Annotated in this window: 14 protein-coding genes; 3 read left to right on the top strand and 11 right to left on the bottom strand. The window is 71.1% G+C overall.

Annotated features, from left to right (window positions below; genetic code table 11):
- Nucleotides 1-402: 402 nt before the first annotated feature.
- Entirely contained in the window at nucleotides 403-1,353 is a 951-nt protein-coding gene (locus ACZ4UU_RS07685) for a 2-hydroxyacid dehydrogenase (RefSeq protein ID WP_468037430.1), read from the bottom strand.
- 150 nt (nucleotides 1,354-1,503) lie between these two features.
- Here ACZ4UU_RS07685 and ACZ4UU_RS07680 point away from each other — a divergent pair, with 150 nt between their 5' ends.
- A complete protein-coding gene (locus ACZ4UU_RS07680; protein ID WP_468037428.1) occupies nucleotides 1,504-2,502 on the top strand; it encodes an aldo/keto reductase in 999 nt (332 codons plus the stop codon).
- Nucleotides 2,503-2,683: 181 nt separating this feature from the next.
- Complete coding sequence (locus tag ACZ4UU_RS07675; protein WP_468037892.1) at nucleotides 2,684-3,817, top strand: PQQ-dependent sugar dehydrogenase; 1,134 nt, start codon at nucleotides 2,684-2,686, stop codon at nucleotides 3,815-3,817.
- Between the two features lie 9 nt (nucleotides 3,818-3,826).
- Here ACZ4UU_RS07675 and ACZ4UU_RS07670 read toward each other — a convergent pair whose 3' ends face one another.
- The 7 genes from ACZ4UU_RS07670 to ACZ4UU_RS07640 all read right to left on the bottom strand — a co-directional run bounded on the left by ACZ4UU_RS07670 (nucleotide 3,827) and on the right by ACZ4UU_RS07640 (nucleotide 11,802).
- Entirely contained in the window at nucleotides 3,827-4,054 is a 228-nt protein-coding gene (locus ACZ4UU_RS07670; protein WP_468037426.1) for a DUF6191 domain-containing protein, read from the bottom strand.
- A 44-nt stretch (nucleotides 4,055-4,098) separates the two neighbouring features.
- The gene (locus ACZ4UU_RS07665) at nucleotides 4,099-7,152 is read right to left on the bottom strand and encodes a helix-turn-helix transcriptional regulator (RefSeq protein ID WP_468037424.1); all 3,054 of its coding nucleotides are present in this window, start codon (nucleotides 7,150-7,152) and stop codon (nucleotides 4,099-4,101) included.
- A gap of 128 nt (nucleotides 7,153-7,280) precedes the next feature.
- Complete coding sequence (locus tag ACZ4UU_RS07660; RefSeq protein ID WP_468037423.1) at nucleotides 7,281-7,475, bottom strand: hypothetical protein; 195 nt, start codon at nucleotides 7,473-7,475, stop codon at nucleotides 7,281-7,283.
- 208 nt (nucleotides 7,476-7,683) lie between these two features.
- Nucleotides 7,684-8,262 (bottom strand): hypothetical protein, encoded by a 579-nt coding sequence (locus ACZ4UU_RS07655; RefSeq protein ID WP_468037421.1) that lies wholly within the window; start codon nucleotides 8,260-8,262, stop codon nucleotides 7,684-7,686.
- Nucleotides 8,263-8,316: 54 nt separating this feature from the next.
- Complete coding sequence (locus tag ACZ4UU_RS07650; protein WP_468037419.1) at nucleotides 8,317-8,892, bottom strand: GNAT family N-acetyltransferase; 576 nt, start codon at nucleotides 8,890-8,892, stop codon at nucleotides 8,317-8,319.
- Nucleotides 8,870-11,098: an MMPL family transporter gene (locus tag ACZ4UU_RS07645; protein ID WP_468037417.1), complete on the bottom strand. Its 2,229-nt coding sequence runs from the start codon at nucleotides 11,096-11,098 to the stop codon at nucleotides 8,870-8,872. The genes ACZ4UU_RS07650 and ACZ4UU_RS07645 overlap by 23 nt, the downstream gene beginning before the upstream one ends.
- Nucleotides 11,099-11,343: 245 nt before the next feature.
- Nucleotides 11,344-11,802: a hypothetical protein gene (locus ACZ4UU_RS07640; RefSeq protein ID WP_468037415.1), complete on the bottom strand. Its 459-nt coding sequence runs from the start codon at nucleotides 11,800-11,802 to the stop codon at nucleotides 11,344-11,346.
- A 188-nt stretch (nucleotides 11,803-11,990) separates the two neighbouring features.
- Here ACZ4UU_RS07640 and ACZ4UU_RS07635 point away from each other — a divergent pair, with 188 nt between their 5' ends.
- The gene (locus ACZ4UU_RS07635; RefSeq protein ID WP_468037413.1) at nucleotides 11,991-12,794 is read left to right on the top strand and encodes an SAM-dependent methyltransferase; all 804 of its coding nucleotides are present in this window, start codon (nucleotides 11,991-11,993) and stop codon (nucleotides 12,792-12,794) included.
- Nucleotides 12,795-12,843: 49 nt separating this feature from the next.
- Here the strand turns inward: ACZ4UU_RS07635 and gatB are convergent, their stop codons facing one another.
- Genes gatB through gatA form a run of 3 tightly spaced genes read right to left on the bottom strand, consistent with a single transcriptional unit; the run spans nucleotide 12,844 to nucleotide 16,106 of the window.
- Nucleotides 12,844-14,358, bottom strand: a complete 1,515-nt coding sequence (gene gatB, locus ACZ4UU_RS07630; protein ID WP_468037411.1) for an Asp-tRNA(Asn)/Glu-tRNA(Gln) amidotransferase subunit GatB — start codon at nucleotides 14,356-14,358, stop codon at nucleotides 12,844-12,846.
- Between the two features lie 15 nt (nucleotides 14,359-14,373).
- The gene (locus tag ACZ4UU_RS07625; protein ID WP_079055846.1) at nucleotides 14,374-14,616 is read right to left on the bottom strand and encodes a hypothetical protein; all 243 of its coding nucleotides are present in this window, start codon (nucleotides 14,614-14,616) and stop codon (nucleotides 14,374-14,376) included.
- Nucleotides 14,613-16,106: an Asp-tRNA(Asn)/Glu-tRNA(Gln) amidotransferase subunit GatA gene (gatA, locus tag ACZ4UU_RS07620; protein WP_468037409.1), complete on the bottom strand. Its 1,494-nt coding sequence runs from the start codon at nucleotides 16,104-16,106 to the stop codon at nucleotides 14,613-14,615. Before gatA ends, ACZ4UU_RS07625 begins: the two co-directional genes overlap by 4 nt.
- Nucleotides 16,107-16,108: the final 2 nt, after the last annotated feature.

Here is a 16,108-nt window from a genome sequence, read left to right as displayed (position 1 = left end):
TGGACGCGCATGCCGCCTGCGGCCGCTGTGTCCGCGGTGATGGTGAGTGTGACGGCAGCTGTGGGTGCCGTGGCGGCCGCGTCTGCGCGCGGCCGTCCGCCAGGGTCGCCGTCGACGGCCCCGCCGCGTCGGATCGCTCGTCCATAGGCCGTGCATCGCCCGTCGCCCCCCTCACAAATCTGAAATGTCCATCCCCGGCGCCGAACAGTGCGCGGCGCAGCCCCTGTCGGGACGATACACCAGTCTCGTCACTCAGGGACATAGCACCTCTACGCTCCGTGACGACCAGGGCATATGCGAGCACGGACCGCTTCCGGGAGGTTGCGGACGGTACTCGAACCGGATGTCCGGCGTATTGCGCGCGACGCACTCGACGCGCGCTCGATGGTCAGCCGATGAGCGTCACGCGCGTGTCGCGCCCGTCGTAAGGATCACGTTGCGCAGGGGCTCGCGGTTCACGAACCGCGTCAACTGGTCCACCAGGAGCCGCTTGGCGCGGGGCAGGAACGCGGAGGTCGGCCCGCCCACGTGCGGGCTGATCAGCACGCCCGGCGCACGCCACAGGGGGTGGTCGCGGGGCAGGGGTTCGGGGTCGGTGACGTCCAGGGCGGCGGTGAGGCGCCCGGTCTCCAGTTCGGCGAGCAGTGCCTTGGTGTCGACGACAGGGCCGCGCGCGACGTTGACCAGCAGCGCGCCGTCCTTCATGCGGGCGAGGAAGTCGGCGTCGACCAGGTGGCGGGTGGTCTCCGTCAGGGGTGTGGAGAGGATGACTACGTCCGCTTCCGGGAGCAGAGCGGGCAGTTCGGTGAGCGGATGCACTTCTCCGCGCGCCGTGGTGCGCTCAGAGCGCGCGACGCGCGCCACCCGCGCGAGTTCAAAGGGTACGAGCCGGTCCTCGATGGCCGCGCCGATCGAGCCGTATCCCACGATGAGGACGTTCTTGTCCGCCAGCGCCGGCCGGAATCCGCCGAGCCACTCCCCCTTGTCCTGAGCCCGGACGAAGTCGGGGATGCCGCGCAGTGAGGCGAGGATCAGTGTGAGCGTGAGCTCGGCGGTGCTCGCCTCGTGCACCCCGCGCGCGTTGCACAGCCGCACGCCGGGACGCAGGTGCTTCAGGCCCGGCTCGACGTGGTCGATGCCGGCGGAGAGCGTCTGCACGACTTCCACGGAGATCATCTCCGGCAGGGGGCGCTGCCCGAGTTCGGGGGCCTTCATGTACGGGACGACGTAGAAGGCGCACTCGGCCGGGTCGGCGGGAAAGTCCTCGGCGCCGTTCCAGTAGCGGTAGGCGGGGCCCGCGGGAAGGCCCTCGATCTCGTCCGGCGGGATGGGGAGCCACACGTCAGCAGTCATGCCTTGGAGGCTAGGGCCTTCCCTCCCGGACAGGCCGGTCGGGCCGGACGGGACGGCGCCTGATCATGATCCATGGGCCAGGCCCATGGTCGGCCGAACAGGTGTGCAGAGGTTAGGTTGGGGTGCCGGAAGAGGGAGGGTTACGGCCAGGTGGAGCGCAGGACGATCGGCGCGGCGGCACTCGCGGTGGGAGCCGTCGGGCTCGGGTGCATGCCGATGAGCTGGGCGTACAGCTCGTCGCGGCAGCGGGGCGAGGAGTCGGTCAGGGCGGTGCACCGGGCGCTCGATCTGGGCTCGACGCTGCTGGACACGGCCGACATGTACGGCCCGTTCACCAACGAGCTGCTGGTGGGGCGGGTGTTGAAGGAACGCCGCCAGGACGCCTTCGTGTCGACCAAGGTCGGCCTGCTGGTGGGAGAGCAGCACATCGTCGCCAACGGCCGCCCCGGCTATGTGAAGCGGGCCTGCGACGCCTCTCTGCGCCGGCTTCAGACGGACGTGATCGACCTCTACCAACTGCACCGCGCGGACCCCGAGGTCCCCGTCGAGGAGACGTGGGGCGCGATGGCGGAGCTCGTCCGGGCCGGAAAGGTACGGGCGTTGGGATTGTGCGCCGTCGGCGCGCGGGGTGGGCGCCGCTCCGGAACCCGGCTGCACGACGCCACGATCCGCCAACTGCAGCGCGTGCAGCAGGTCTTCCCGGTGAGCGCCGTACAGGCCGAGTTGTCGGTGTGGTCGCCCGACGCCCTGGAGGCCCTGCTGCCGTGGTGCGAGGCACGCGGCGTGGGGTTCCTCGCGGCGATGCCCCTGGGCAACGGCTTCCTGACCGGCACCCTCACCCCCGGCCAGGGCTTCGAGCCGGACGACGTCCGCGCCCGGCACCCCCGTTTCACCGCGGAGATGATGGCGGCCAACCAGCCCATAGTCGCCGGCCTGCGCCGCATCGCGGCCCGCCACGGCACCGAGACCACGCCCGCCCAGATCGCGCTGGCCTGGGTACTCTCCCAGGGTCGGCACGTGATCGCGCTCCCCGGAACGAAACAGGAACGCTGGGTCACCGAGAACGCCACGGCCGCGAGCCTGCGGCTGACGGCAGGGGACCTGGCGGAGGTGGCGGAGCTGCCGGGGGCACTGGGGTCCTGGGACTGACGGTGCGGGTCGGCCCCCTGGCTGGACACCGCCAGGACCGGGCCCGGCAGCGGTCGACTGGCGGCCGGGTGATTCAAGATTCACGGATCGGGAACCTGTGAAGCTCGAGCGGTGTAAGAAAAGTAGAACCTGCCGCGTCGAAGGGACCGTGATCGTGCAACGTCGAGTTGTGACGGCCGTGATGGCCGCGGCCGTACTTGTGCTGACGGCCGGATGTTCCTCCGACGACGGGGAGCCGCCGGGTGGCGGCGGGGCCGCGGCGTCGAGCAGCGACAAGGGGGCGTCACCCACGGGGCGGGCCGCCGTGCAGACGCCGCCGGCGCAGGGGTCCGTGAAGGTGGTGCGTACGGTCGCCGAGGGATTGGCCACCCCTTGGGGCCTGGCCCCGCTCCCCGGCGGGGATCTGCTCGTGTCCTCCCGCGACGACGCCACGATCACGCGGGTCGACGGGGAGACCGGCAAGAAGACCGAGCTGGGCGAGGTGCCGGGGGTGTCGCCGGCGGGTGAGGGCGGCCTCATGGGCCTGGCGCTGTCGCCGGACTACGCCTCGGACCGCATGGTCTACGCGTACTTCACCTCGGCCTCGGACAACCGCATCGTCCGCATGCTGTACGACGAGAAGCGGCCGGCCGGCGAGCAACTGGGCGCGCCCGACACCATCTTCAAGGGCATCCCGAAGGGCTTCATCCACAACGGCGGCCGGATAGCTTTCGGCCCGGACAAGATGCTGTACGCGGGCACGGGCGAGAGCGGCGACACGGGCCTGTCCCAGGACAAGGACTCCCTGGGCGGCAAGATCCTCCGCCTGACACCGGAGGGCGAACCGGCTCCGGGCAACCCCTTCACCGACTCCCCCGTGTACTCGTACGGCCATCGCAATGTGCAGGGCCTGGCCTGGGACTCCGAACAGCGTCTGTTCGCCGCGGAGTTCGGCCAGGACACCTGGGACGAGCTGAACTCGATCAAGCCGGGTGACAACTACGGCTGGCCGGAGGCGGAGGGCAAGTCCGACGACGCCAAGTACCACAACCCGCTGGCCCAGTGGGGCACGGACGAGGCCTCGCCCAGCGGCATCGCCTACGCCGAGGGGTCTGTCTGGATGGCGGGGCTGAAGGGCCAGCGCCTGTGGCGCGTCCCTCTGAACGGCACAGAGGCGTCGGCGGACCCGCAGGCCTTCCTGGAGGGCGAGTACGGCCGGCTGCGGACGGTCGTCCCGGCCGGCGGCGACAAGCTCTGGGTCACGACGAGCAACACGGACGGGCGGGGCGACCCGAAGGACGGGGACGACCGGATTCTGGAGGTGCAGGTGAGCTGAGCGGCGGCGTCACTCCGTTCCGTCGGCCGTCTGCTCCCCCTCGCCGTCGCCCTCGGCGGCGTCCTCACCGGCCGACGGCTCCGGCATCCGTACGACGACCTTCCCGGACGCGAGGTCTATCGGCCCGCGCACGGGGTCGTTGTCCCCGACGTCCTCGCGGGTCAGTTCCAGACGGTTCTGTTCGTCGCGGGTGTGCTTGCGGCCGGGCGCGAAGAGTTCCTCGAACGCGTTGAACACGGAACCTCCCAGGACCGATGTCCCTTACAGCGTAAGCCTCGGGCTCACGTCCCCGAGGTGAGGGATTCGGACACGAACAGACCCATCCGATGCGCCAGCGCCGCGGCCTCGCCCCGCCCGGAGACGCCGAGCTTGCCCAGGATGTTCGACACATGGACGCTGGCCGTCTTCGGGGAGATGAAGAGTTCCTCGGCGATCTGGCGGTTGGTGCGGCCAGCGGCGACCAGACGGAGGACGTCGCGTTCACGGGTGGTGAGGCCGAGGGCCTCGGCCGGGTCGGCCGGGGGCGGGGGTGGGGCCGTCGTGAGAGTGAGGCGGGCTCGCTGGGCCAGGTGGGTCGTGGCGTCGACGAGCGGGCGGGCACCCAGGTGGGTGGCGGCGGCCCGGGTCAGGCGGAGCAGCTCCGTGGCGCGGGCGCGCTCGTCGTCCCCGCCGACCGCGAGCAGCGCCTCGGCCAGACGGTGGCGGACCTGGGCGAGGTCGTAGGGGCGCTCCAGGGCTTCGAAGGTGGTGACCAGGTCCGACCAGGTATCGGGCTCGAGGGTCTGGCTCGTGGCCCGGTCGAGTTCGGCTCGGGTCCACTTCTCGTACGCCAGCCACAGGGGCGCGCCCGTGGTGAGCTTGCGGACGGCCTCGAAGAGCCGGTCCAGGAAGGCGGTGCGGCCCTCCTGTGCGGCGGGCAGCGCGTGGGTGCGGGCGTCGGACTCGGCTATGGCGGCGGCCAGCAGCAGGGGCCAGGCGTAGCGCTGTGTGCCGGGTGGGAAGCCGGCGCTCATGGCCCGGTCGGCCTCCGCGCGGGCGTCGAGGAGACGGCCCTCGGCGGCGGATATGCCGAGTGCGACGTAGGACATCGGCAGGTTGTTCTGCGGCATGGGGTCGTGGGTGCCGTAGAAGGCGCGGGCGGCGGCAAGCTGACGGTCGGCCTCGGGGATGTCGCCGCGGGCGAGCGCGAGGCGGGCGAGGCTGTTGGAGCCGCCGCCGCGCGGCTTCACGGCCTGCCCCGTGCGTTGGGCGTTCACCGCGGCGTCGGCGGCCTCGTCCCAGCGGCCCAGGGAGACCAGTGACTCGGCGAGGTTCGCCCAGACCCAGGCCTCGGAGTCGCGCAGGCCCCACCGCTGGGTGAGCCGCAGGCCCTCGCGCAGGATGCCGACGGCGTCCTCTGAGCGGCCGACGCCTTCGAGGACGGACGGCAGGTTCACATGGCTGCGGCCCACCACCGCGGTGAGGCCACGGGCCAGTACCTCGTCCCTGACCTCGTGCATCTGGGCCAGCCCGGCCTCGGTGTCGCCGGCTTCGACCATGAGGCCGCCGAGGGTGAGGCGCGCGTTCAGTTCGATGTCCTCGGCGCCGACCATGCGCGCGTACTCGACGGCCCGCTCGGCGGCCGACATGGCGTCGGGGCCGGGGTCGCGGAGCATCGCCCAGTTGGCGGCGGTGGCCAGCACCTCGGCGTGCACCTCGGACGGCGGCAGGCCGCGGACCAGTTCCTGCGCGGTGCCCAGCTCCTTCCAGCCGTCGCCGCGGGCCTGCGCCTGGACCAGCCGGGAGCGCTGGACCCAGAACCAGGCGGCGCGCAGGGGGTCGCCGTCGTCCTCCAGCAGGTGCAGGGCACGCTTGGTGATCTTCAGGGCGCGTTCGCGCTCTCCGCAGAGCCGTCCGGCGACGGCGGCCTCGGCCATGAGGTCGAGGTAGCGCAGGGGTGTGGTCGCGGGGTCGCAGCCGCAGGGCGGATAGACCTCGGTGTAGTCGACGGGGCGCAGGGTGGCGCGGATGTCCTCCGGGGCGGAGTCCCACAGCTCCATCGCGCGTTCCAGCAGCCGTAGTTGCTCGGCGTGCGCGTGCCGGCGGCGGGCGGTGACGGAGGCGTCCAGGACGGCGGGCAGTGCCTTGGCCGGGTCGTGGGCGTGGTACCAGTAGCTGGCCAGCCGCATGACGCGTTCACCGGCGGGGACGAGCGTCGGGTCGGCCTCCAGGGCTTCGGCGTAGCGGCGGTTGAGGCGGGAGCGTTCGCCGGGCAGCAGGTCGTCGCCGACGGCCTCGCGGACCAGGGAGTGGCGGAAGCGGTAGCCGTCGCCGCCGGGCGCCGCGGTCAGGATGTTGGCGCCCACGGCGGCCCGCAGCGCCTCGATGAGGTCGTCCTCGGCGAGCCGGGCGACGGCCGCGAGCAGCCGGTACTCGACGGTGGAGCCGCCCTCGGCGACGATCCGGGCGACCCGCTGGGCGGACTCGGGCAGCCGTTCCACCCGTACGAGGAGCAGGTCGCGCAGGGTGTCGGTGAGGCCGGTGCAGCAGCCCTCGTGGGTCGCGACGGCGAGTTCCTCGACGAAGAAGGCGTTGCCGTCGGAGCGTTCGAAGATCTCGTCGACCTGGGCCGGGTCGGGTTCGGTGGCGAGGATGCCGCCGAGCTGGCGGCCGACCTCGGCCCGGTTGAAGCGGCCGAGTTCGATACGGCGGACCGTGCGCAGACGGTCGAGTTCGGCGAGGAGCGGGCGCAGGGGGTGACGGCGGTGGATGTCGTCGGAGCGGTAGGTGGCCAGGACGACGAGGCGGCCGGTGCGCAGGGTGCGGAAGAGGTAGGCGAGGAGGTGGCGGGTGGAGGCGTCGGCCCAGTGCAGGTCCTCCAGGGCGACGACGACCGTGCGGTCGGCGGCGACTCGCTCCAGGAGGCGGGCGGTGAGCTCGAAGAGGCGGGCCATGCCCTCCTCGTCGGAACGGTTCCCTCCGTGGGCCGGTGCCGTCTCGCCCAACTCGGGCAGCAGCCGGGCCAGTTCCTCCTCCTGACTGGCCGCGGCCGCGGCCAGTTCGTCGGGCAACTCGCGGCGCAGGGCGCGCAGTGCGGTGGAGAACGGGGCGAACGGCAGCCCGTCGGCACCGATCTCGACGCAGCCGCCGAGCACGACGACGGTGCCCTCACGGGCGGCGGCGGTGGCGAACTCCTCGACGAGACGCGTCTTGCCGACGCCGGCCTCACCGCCGATCACCAACGCCTGGGGCTCGCCCGCCGCGGCGCGGGCGAGGGCGTCGTGCAGCGTTTCCAACTCGGTTGCGCGACCGACGAACACGGGGCTGACGGACTTGGTCTCCACGGGTGCGAGCATCGCACGTGCCGCTGACAGCCCGGCATCGGTTTTCCGGGGGCCACCGCCCCCAGACCCCCGCTCAGGCCCCGAAAGGGCCTCGTCCGCAAACGCCGGACGGGCTGGAAGAGCCCGACCGGCATCCACCATCACGCGGTGCGTGGGTGCCGGTGTCCACGGGAGCGGGACGTATGTTCCTCCGTCGCCGCACCCTCGGCGGAGCGTTCCGCGGTCTCGCGGCGGGCGGCGCGGCGCAGCCGCAGCGCCTCGCGGGCCAGGCGTTCGTGCTCGGCCCGGCGGATCAGTTCGGCGGAGCGGAGGTGGTGGAGTTCGTAGCCGTACATGGCGGGTCCTCGTTTCCCCTGGTGAGAAGGTGGTGTCGGCGTCGATTCGCCGATGCCTCAACCTTCGCCCGTCAGGCGGGTCCGCCACATCGGGAGAGTTCCGCATCTTCGCGCGGGCAAGGGGCCTTAGACACGCTTGAGGGGCCTCAGGGCGCCGTCCGATGTGCTTAGGGACGGCGCCCTGAGGCCCCTCGGGGACCGCGGTGGTTCAGCCCACTGACGGCAGGCCGAGCAGGACGTCGGTGTACTTGAGTACGGCCAGCAGCAGGCCGATGACGCCCAGCGAGACGCCGCCCCAGGCGACCGACTTGATCCATGCGGGCTGCGGCCTGCCCGGCGCACCGAACGCGGGCCGGGCGAGCACGACGACGCCGACGATCAGCGCGGCGAGCGCGAAGGCACCGGCCCACAGGGCGGTGGCGTTCCAGGCGTCGCCGTAGCCCTGCTCCAGCAGCTTGGAGACGTTCTGGGACGACGACGCCGAGGACTCCAGCTGGGCGACGAGGGACTGCCGCGCGGAGGCGACCGTACCGAGCCAGCCGCCGCTCAGGGAGACGAGGCCGAGCGCCGCTGAGACGACCGCGCCCGCGCCCTGGCCGACGCCGGAGGGCGCCGCTTCCGTCGCCTCGGCGGCCACCTCCTCCTCGGTCTCGTCGACCTCCGTCGCCTCGTCGGCGTCGGTGGGGTCAGTGGCGTCGGTCGCCTTGACGACGTCCGCCTTCTCCTCGTCGGTCTTCGTCTCGGTGCCGGTTCCGGCGCCGGTCTCGTCCACTGTCTTCGTTCCCATGCCTCGCACCGTACGGACGCTGTCTGAGAAGTCTCTTAATGATCCAGAGGCCTCTCAATGATCGTTGTGAGCGGCACGCGCGCGTGCCTCACGCCACTCGGAGGCGAGGACGGACCACACTTCGAGGTCATGGCGTACTCCCCGGTAAGGGTAGGTCTCCCGCAGTACGCCGTCGCGGCTCATGCCCAGTCGTCGCGCCACGTTGACGCTCGGTTCATTGGCGGACGACGCCTGCCACTCCACACGGTGGATGCCGCGCTCGTCAACCGCCCAGTCGATGAGGACCCGCATGGCGCGCGTGACCAGCCCGCGCCCCGCGCCGGCCGGCTCCAGCCAGCAGCCGACCTCGCACGTGCCTCGCTCGGCGTCGAAGAGCAGGAACAGCACACCGCCGACGAGCTTCCCACCCAGCCACAGCCCGTGCAGGCTGCCGGTGTCGGCGGCACGCTTTTCGGCGTACGACTGCAGCAGCTCCCGCGCGGAGTCGACGTCGGTGGCGTTGGCCCCGAACGGGATGTACTGATTGATGAAGTCGCGGCCCCGCTCCAGATGGCTCAGGAACTCCTCGGCGTGCCACGGCTCCAGAGGCCTGAGCTCGGCTCCGTCGTCACCCAGCGATATCGCGTACATCGCCCCGCTGCTCCTTCTCCAGTTCCGACACGACGTCGGTGAGCCTCTCATGGGCGGCGCGGGACTCGGGCGGTTCGATGCTGATGCGGGGCAGGCGCCGGTCGAGCCAGCGGGGCAGCCACCAGTTGGCGCCGCCGAGCAGGTGCATCAGGGCGGGGACGAGGAGGGTGCGCAGGACGAAGGCGTCCAGGGCGACCGCGGCGGCCAGCGCGATGCCGAACATGGCGATCACCCGGTCGCCGCTGAGGACGAAGGCGAGGAAGACCGAGATCATGATGACCGCGGCGGAGTTGATCACCCGGCCGGTCTCGGCGAGGCCGATCCGGACAGCCCGCCGGTTGTCGCCGGTCTCCAGCCACTCCTCGTACATCCGGCTGACCAGGAAGACCTGGTAGTCCATGGAGAGGCCGAAGAGGACGGACACCATGATGACCGGGAGGAAGGGCTCGATCGGGCCCGCGCGGCCGAGGCCCAGCAGCTCGCTGCCCCAGCCCCACTGGAAGATCGCGACGACGACACCGAAGGCGGCGGCGACAGCGGCCACGTTCATCGCGGCGGCCTTCAGCGGGATGCCGACGGACCGGAAGGCGAGCAGGAGCAGCAGACAGCCCAGGCCGATGACGACGCCGACGAACAGCGGCAGCTTGCCGACGATCACCTCGGCGAAGTCGTCGTAGCCGGCCGTCATGCCGCCGACCTGCACATCGAGCGAGGTGCCGGTCTCGGCGCGCGGCAGGATGTCGTCGCGCAGCCGGTCGACGAGGTCGCTGGTCTGCCGTGACTGCGGGGAGGAGTCGGGTACGACGGTGAGGTACGCGGTGTCGCCGCCGGTGTTGTAGGTCACCGGGGTCACCGACGCGACGCCCTCGGTGGTGCGCAGGGTGGCGTCGAGGTTGTCGAGGGCGAGCTTGTCGTCGCCGCCGTCGACCTCGGTGACCAGGGTGAGCGGGCCGTTCACGCCGGGCCCGAAGCCGTCGGCGAGCAGGTCGTAGGCCTGGCGGGTGGTGGAGGACTCCGGGTTGTTGCCCTGGTCGGAGGTGCCCAGGCGCAGGCCGAGGGTGGGCAGGGCGAGGACGGTGATGACGGCCAGGGCGATCACGCCGAGCGTCCTCGGGTGGCGCTCCACGAACGCCGACCAGCGGGCGGCGAACCCGGTCGGCAGCTCGGGTTCGGGGCCGTGCTCCGTCAGCCGGCGACGCTCGCGTCGGCTCAGGGCGCGCATGCCGATGAAGGACAGCAGGGCGGGCAGCAGGGTCACGGAGGCGGCGACCGTGAGGACCACGGTGAGGCAGGCGGCTATCGCGACGCCGTTGAGGAAGCCGAGCCGCAGGATCAGCATTCCGAGCAGGGCGATGCACACGGTCGCGCCCGCGAAGACGACGGCTCGTCCGGTGGTGGCCACGGCGTTGGTGATCGACTCGGTGACGGACAGGCCGCGTTTCAGGCCGCGCCGGTGCCGGGTGACGATGCACAGGGCGTAGTCGATGCCTACGCCGAGCCCGATGAGCATGCCGAGCATGGGCGCGAAGTCGGCCACGGTCATGGCGTGCCCGAGCAGCGCTATGCCGGCGTACGCGGTGCCGACGCTCACCAGCGCGGTGGCGATGGGCAGCAGGGAAGCGGCGAGCGACCCGAAGGCGAGGAACAGCACGACGGCGGCCACGGCCACGCCGACGACCTCGGCGATGTGCCCCTCGGGCGACTCGGTGAGCGCGACGGCGCCGCCGCCCAGCGCCACCTGGAGCTCGTCGGTCTCGGCTGACTCGGCCGCGCTCACGACGGCCTGCGCCTCGCCCTTGTCGAGGTTCTCGGCGCCGGCGTCGAAGGTGACGGTGGCGTACGCCGTGCGCCCGTCCTCGCTGACCTGGGCGGCGCCCTGCTTGTCGTAGGGGCTGCCCACGGCGGCGACCCCGGGAAGTTCCGCGATGTCGCCGAGGGTGCGCGTCATGGTCTGTTCGACGTCGGCGGCGCGGACGGTGCCGGACCCGGTGTGCCAGACCACGGTGTCGCTGTCGCCGCCGAGTCCCGGGAAGCCGTCCCGCAACAGCTGGGTGGCGCGGCCCGATTCGGTGCCGGGGACCTCGTAGTCGTTCGAGTAGGCGGAGCCGGTCACGGCGGCGGCCGCGGTCACCCCGCCGAAGGCGAGGAGCCAGAGCAGTACGGCGACGAGGCGTCGTTGGACACACCAGCGTGCAAGGGCTGCCACGAACGTGCTCCCGGGGGCGATATATGGATCTTTGACCGGGAGACGTCGAAACGTCGTTCATGAAGTGAACAGCCCGCAAAGAACGCATGAGCGATGTGAAGCAAACTCTCGCAGGCGCCAGTGATCGTTTGCCCCGTTCGTGGGCTTATTCACACGAGTGGGAGGCAGATCACAGGACAGTAACGGCCACTCTGTCGTCGCAGGTGGCGTCTCTCACAGAATTGCGCGCTCGCACCGGGAACTCCTCAGTCGAACTGGTCCCCCAGCGCCATCACCATCACCCCGGTGACAAGCAGCCACAGGGCCCGCCGGGTGCGACCGCGCGAGCCGAGGAACGCGGCGAAAGCACAGACGGCGGCGCCGAGCGCGTAGGCGGCCGGGACGAGGACCGGAGCGGAGCCGGTGGCCCGGAGCGTGGAGGCGGCCAGCCCGGCGAGGGCGAGGAGCGCCCCGGTCACTGCCGCCGTCCAACGGGCCCGCCGCGCCACGTGCGCCGGGTCGTCGAGGTCTTCTTCGTCGTCTGCCGGATCTGCTTCGTCGCCTGTCGGGCGTTCCACGTCGCCCGCCCGGTCGTCTACGTCGTCCGTGTCCTGGGCATCCACCGGGTCCTCGGCGTCCACCGGGTCCTCGGCATGGTCGTCCTCAGGCGTCTCGGACCGCTCCTTCCGTGTCTCGGCTATCTCGGAATCACCGCGTCCACTCATGGCGGGCGAGCGTAGCGCGTCGCGCCGGGAAATCGGATGCCGGTCCGAAGGGCGGGCTGCTAGCGTCCGAAGGTCCGCCGTTCCCGCGGCACACCGCCGCCGACCTGGGCAGGTGCATTGTTTGAGCGTCCGACCGAGCTCCTCCGTATCCCTTTCCGCTTCCCCGGACTCAAGGAGCCGGTTCACCGATGCCAGACATCACCCCGAGGACCTCGGATGAGGAACTCACCCAGCGGCTGACCCACGCCCGCTACCCGCGCAGCAACAGCTATGACGTCCGCTGGGTCATCGAGAACCAGATGGGCCCGAACGCGCTGTGGCTGCTGGAGTGGCTCGCCCCCGCTCTCGGCCTGGACGCCCTGCGCCCCGGTGCCCGCGTCCTCGACCTGGGCTGCGGCCGCGCCATGACCTCCGTCTTCCTGGCCAGGGAGTTCAACGCCCAGGTCACCGCGGCCGACCTGTGGGTCAAGCCCGACGACAACGCCAAGCGCGTCGCCGAAGCCGGTTTCGCCGACCTGGTGCTGCCCGTGCACGCCGAGGCGCACGACCTGCCGTTCGCCGAGGCCTGCTTCGACGCGATCGTGAGCATCGACGCGTACCAGTACTTCGGCACGAACGATCTCTATCTGCCCACGCTGACCCGGCTGTTGAAGCCGGGCGGGCGGATCGGGATCGTCGTTCCCGCGGTGCGGGAGGAGATCGAGGGCACCGAGCCCCCGGAGCATCTCAAGGAGTACTGGGAGCCCGACTGGTGGGTCTTCCACTCCACCGACTGGTGGCGGCGCCACTGGACCCGCAGCGGGGTCGTCGAGGTCGAGACCGCCGACTGGCTGGACGACGGCTGGCGGGACTGGCTGCTGTGGTGCGACGTCGTCGCCGAGGAGAGCCCGGAGGAGTTCCATCGCACGATGGCCCGCCGGGTCCGCAAGGCCGTACGGGCGGACGAGGGCCGGGCGCTGGGCTTCGTACGACTCGTAGGACGCCGTAAGTAAGCCAATGGCCCCGGAGGCACCGCCTCCGGGGCCATTCTCAGGTCCGGGCTCAGCCCTCGCTGACGCCCAGCTTCTCCAGGATCAGCTCCTTGACGCGGGCCGCGTCCGCCTGACCGCGCGTGGCCTTCATGACCGCGCCGACCAGGGCACCGGCCGCGGCGACCTTGCCGGAGCGGATCTTGTCGGCGATGCCCGGGTTGCCGGCGATGGCCTCGTCGACGGCGGCACCCAGAGCGCCCTCGTCCGAGACGACCTTCAGACCGCGCTTGTCGACGACCTCGTCCGGGGTGCCCTCGCCCGCGAGGACGCCCTCGATGACCTGGCGGGCCAGCTTGTCGTTGAGGGAGCCCTCGCCCACCAGGGCCGTGACCCGGGCGACCTGCTCCGGCGTGATGGCCAGCTCGTCCAGCGTCTTGCCCGACTCGTTGGCGCTGCGCGCCAGTTCGCCCATCCACCACTTACGGGCGGACGCGGCGTCGGCACCGGCGTCGATCGTGGCAACGATCGGGTCCAGCGCACCGGCGTTGAGGATGGCCTGCATGTCGGTGGCCGAGATGCCCCACTCGGCGAGGAGCCGGGTGCGGCGGGCCAGCGGCAGCTCGGGCAGGGCCGCCCGGATCTCCTCGACCCACTCGCGCGAGGGGGCCACCGGAACGAGGTCCGGCTCGGGGAAGTACCGGTAGTCCTCGGCCTCTTCCTTCACGCGGCCCGAGGTCGTCGACCCCGTGTCCTCGTGGAAGTGACGGGTCTCCTGGATGATCGTCCCGCCGCTGCTGAGCACGGCCGCGTGACGCTGGATCTCGAAACGGGCCGCGCGCTCCACGGACCGCAGCGAGTTGACGTTCTTCGTCTCCGAGCGGGTGCCGAACTTCTCGGTGCCGTTCGGGCGCAGCGACAGGTTCACGTCGCAGCGCATCTGCCCCATCTCCATGCGGGCTTCCGACACGCCGAGCGCCTTGATGACCTCGCGCAGCTCACGGACGTACGCCTTCGCCACCTCGGGGGCACGCTCGCCCGCGCCCTCGATCGGCTTGGTGACGATCTCGATGAGCGGGATGCCGGCGCGGTTGTAGTCCAGCAGCGAGTGCGAGGCGCCGTGGATACGGCCCGTCGCACCGCCGACGTGGGTCGACTTGCCGGTGTCCTCCTCCATGTGGGCGCGCTCGATCTCCACACGGAAGGTCTCGCCGTCCTCCAGCTGGACGTCGAGGTAGCCGTTGAAGGCGATCGGCTCGTCGTACTGGGAGGTCTGGAAGTTCTTCGGCATGTCCGGATAGAAGTAGTTCTTCCGGGCGAAGCGGCACCACTCGGCGATCTCGCAGTTCAGCGCGAGACCGATCTTGATCGCGGACTCGACGCCGGTCGCGTTGACGACCGGGAGCGCGCCGGGCAGGCCGAGGCAGACGGGGCAGGTCTGCGTGTTGGCGTCCTGACCGAGTTCGGTCGAACAGCCGCAGAACATCTTGGTCTTGGTGCCGAGTTCGACATGGACCTCAAGGCCCATGACGGGGTCGTACGACGCGAGTGCGTCCTCGTACGACACCAGGTCGGTCGTGGTGGTCACGGTGAAACTTCCCTCTCAGCCCAGCAGGACGTCGTCGTCGCCCAGCCGCTTCAGCTCGCGGTAGAGGATGGCGAGGCCGGTGACGATCGCGGTGGCGGACACTGCGGCGTCGATCAGACGGAGCGTGTCGCTCTCCACGCGGGCCTTCTTGGCCTGCTTGACGACGTTGACCGCACCGAACGCGGTGGTGGCCATGGACAGGTACAGACCGGACTTGGAGTTCTTGAAGCCCTTGGCCTTGGACATTGCCTTACTCACAGCGACGGAGCCTCCTCGATCAGCGGGTGACCCCACTTTTCCACGAAGGCCGCCTCGACGGCCGCCCCGACCTTGTACAGCCGGTCGTCCTTCAGCGCCGGGGCGATGATCTGGAGGCCGACCGGGAGGTTGTCCTCCGGTGCGAGACCGCAGGGCAGCGACATGGCCGCGTTGCCCGCGAGGTTCGTCGGGATGGTGCACAGGTCCGCGAGGTACATCGCCATCGGGTCGTCGGCGCGCTCGCCGATCGCGAAGGCGGTGGTCGGCGTCGTCGGCGAGACGATCACGTCGACCTGCTCGAAAGCCTTCTCGAAGTCGCGGGTGATGAGCGTACGGACCTTCTGCGCGGAGCCGTAGTACGCGTCGTAGTACCCGCTCGACAGGGCGTACGTGCCCAGCATGATGCGGCGCTTGACCTCGGGGCCGAAGCCCGCCTCACGGGTGAGGGAGGTGACCGCCTCGGCGGAGTTCGAGCCGTCGTCGCCGGTCCGCAGGCCGTAGCGCAGGCCGTCGAAGCGGGCGAGGTTGGAGGAGCACTCGGAGGGCGCGATCAGGTAGTACGCGGAGAGTGCGAGATCGAAGGACGGGCAGTCCAGCTCGACGATCTCCGCGCCCAGCTCCTTGAGGAGGGCGACGGACTCGTCGAAACGCTGGATGACGCCGACCTGGTAGCCCTCGCCGCGGAACTGCTTGACGACGCCGACGCGCATGCCCTGCACGCTGCCGTTGCGGGCGGCCTCGACGACCGGCGGGACGGGCGCGTCGATCGACGTCGAGTCCATCGGGTCGTGCCCGGCGATGACCTCGTGCAGCAGCGCCGCGTCGAGCACCGTACGGGCACAGGGCCCGCCCTGGTCCAGCGAGCTGGAGAACGCGACCATGCCGTAGCGGGAGACGGCCCCGTATGTCGGCTTCACGCCGACCGTGCCGGTGACGGCGGCCGGCTGGCGGATGGAGCCGCCGGTGTCGGTGCCGATGGCGAGGGGCGCCTGGAACGAGGCGAGCGCGGCGGAGGAGCCGCCGCCGGAGCCGCCGGGGATCTTGGTGAGGTCCCAGGGGTTGCCGGTGGGACCGTAGGCGCTGTTCTCCGTCGACGACCCCATGGCGAACTCGTCCATGTTGGTCTTGCCGAGGATGACGACGTCAGCGGCCTTGAGGCGCTTGGTGAGGGTGGCGTCGTACGGCGGAATCCACCCTTCCAGGATCTTCGAGCCGACGGTCGTGGGGATGCCCTCGGTGGTGAAGATGTCCTTCAGCGCGAGGGGAACACCGGCGAGCGGTCCGAGCTTCTCGCCCCTCTCCCGCTTCTCGTCGACGGCGCGCGCCTGGGCGAGGGCGCCCTCGCGGTCGACGTACAGGAAGGCGTGCACCTTCTCGTCGACGGCCTCGATACGGGCCAGGTGGGCCTCGGTGACCGCGACCGCGGTGAGCTCGCCGGAGGCGATCTTCGCGGCGGTCTCGGCGGCGGTGAGCTTGATGATGTCCGTCATGA

The organism is Streptomyces sp. NPDC028907 (assembly GCF_055564995.1).
Note: the sequence above shows the minus strand (reverse complement) of the source record. Positions and strands in the feature narration are given on the sequence as shown.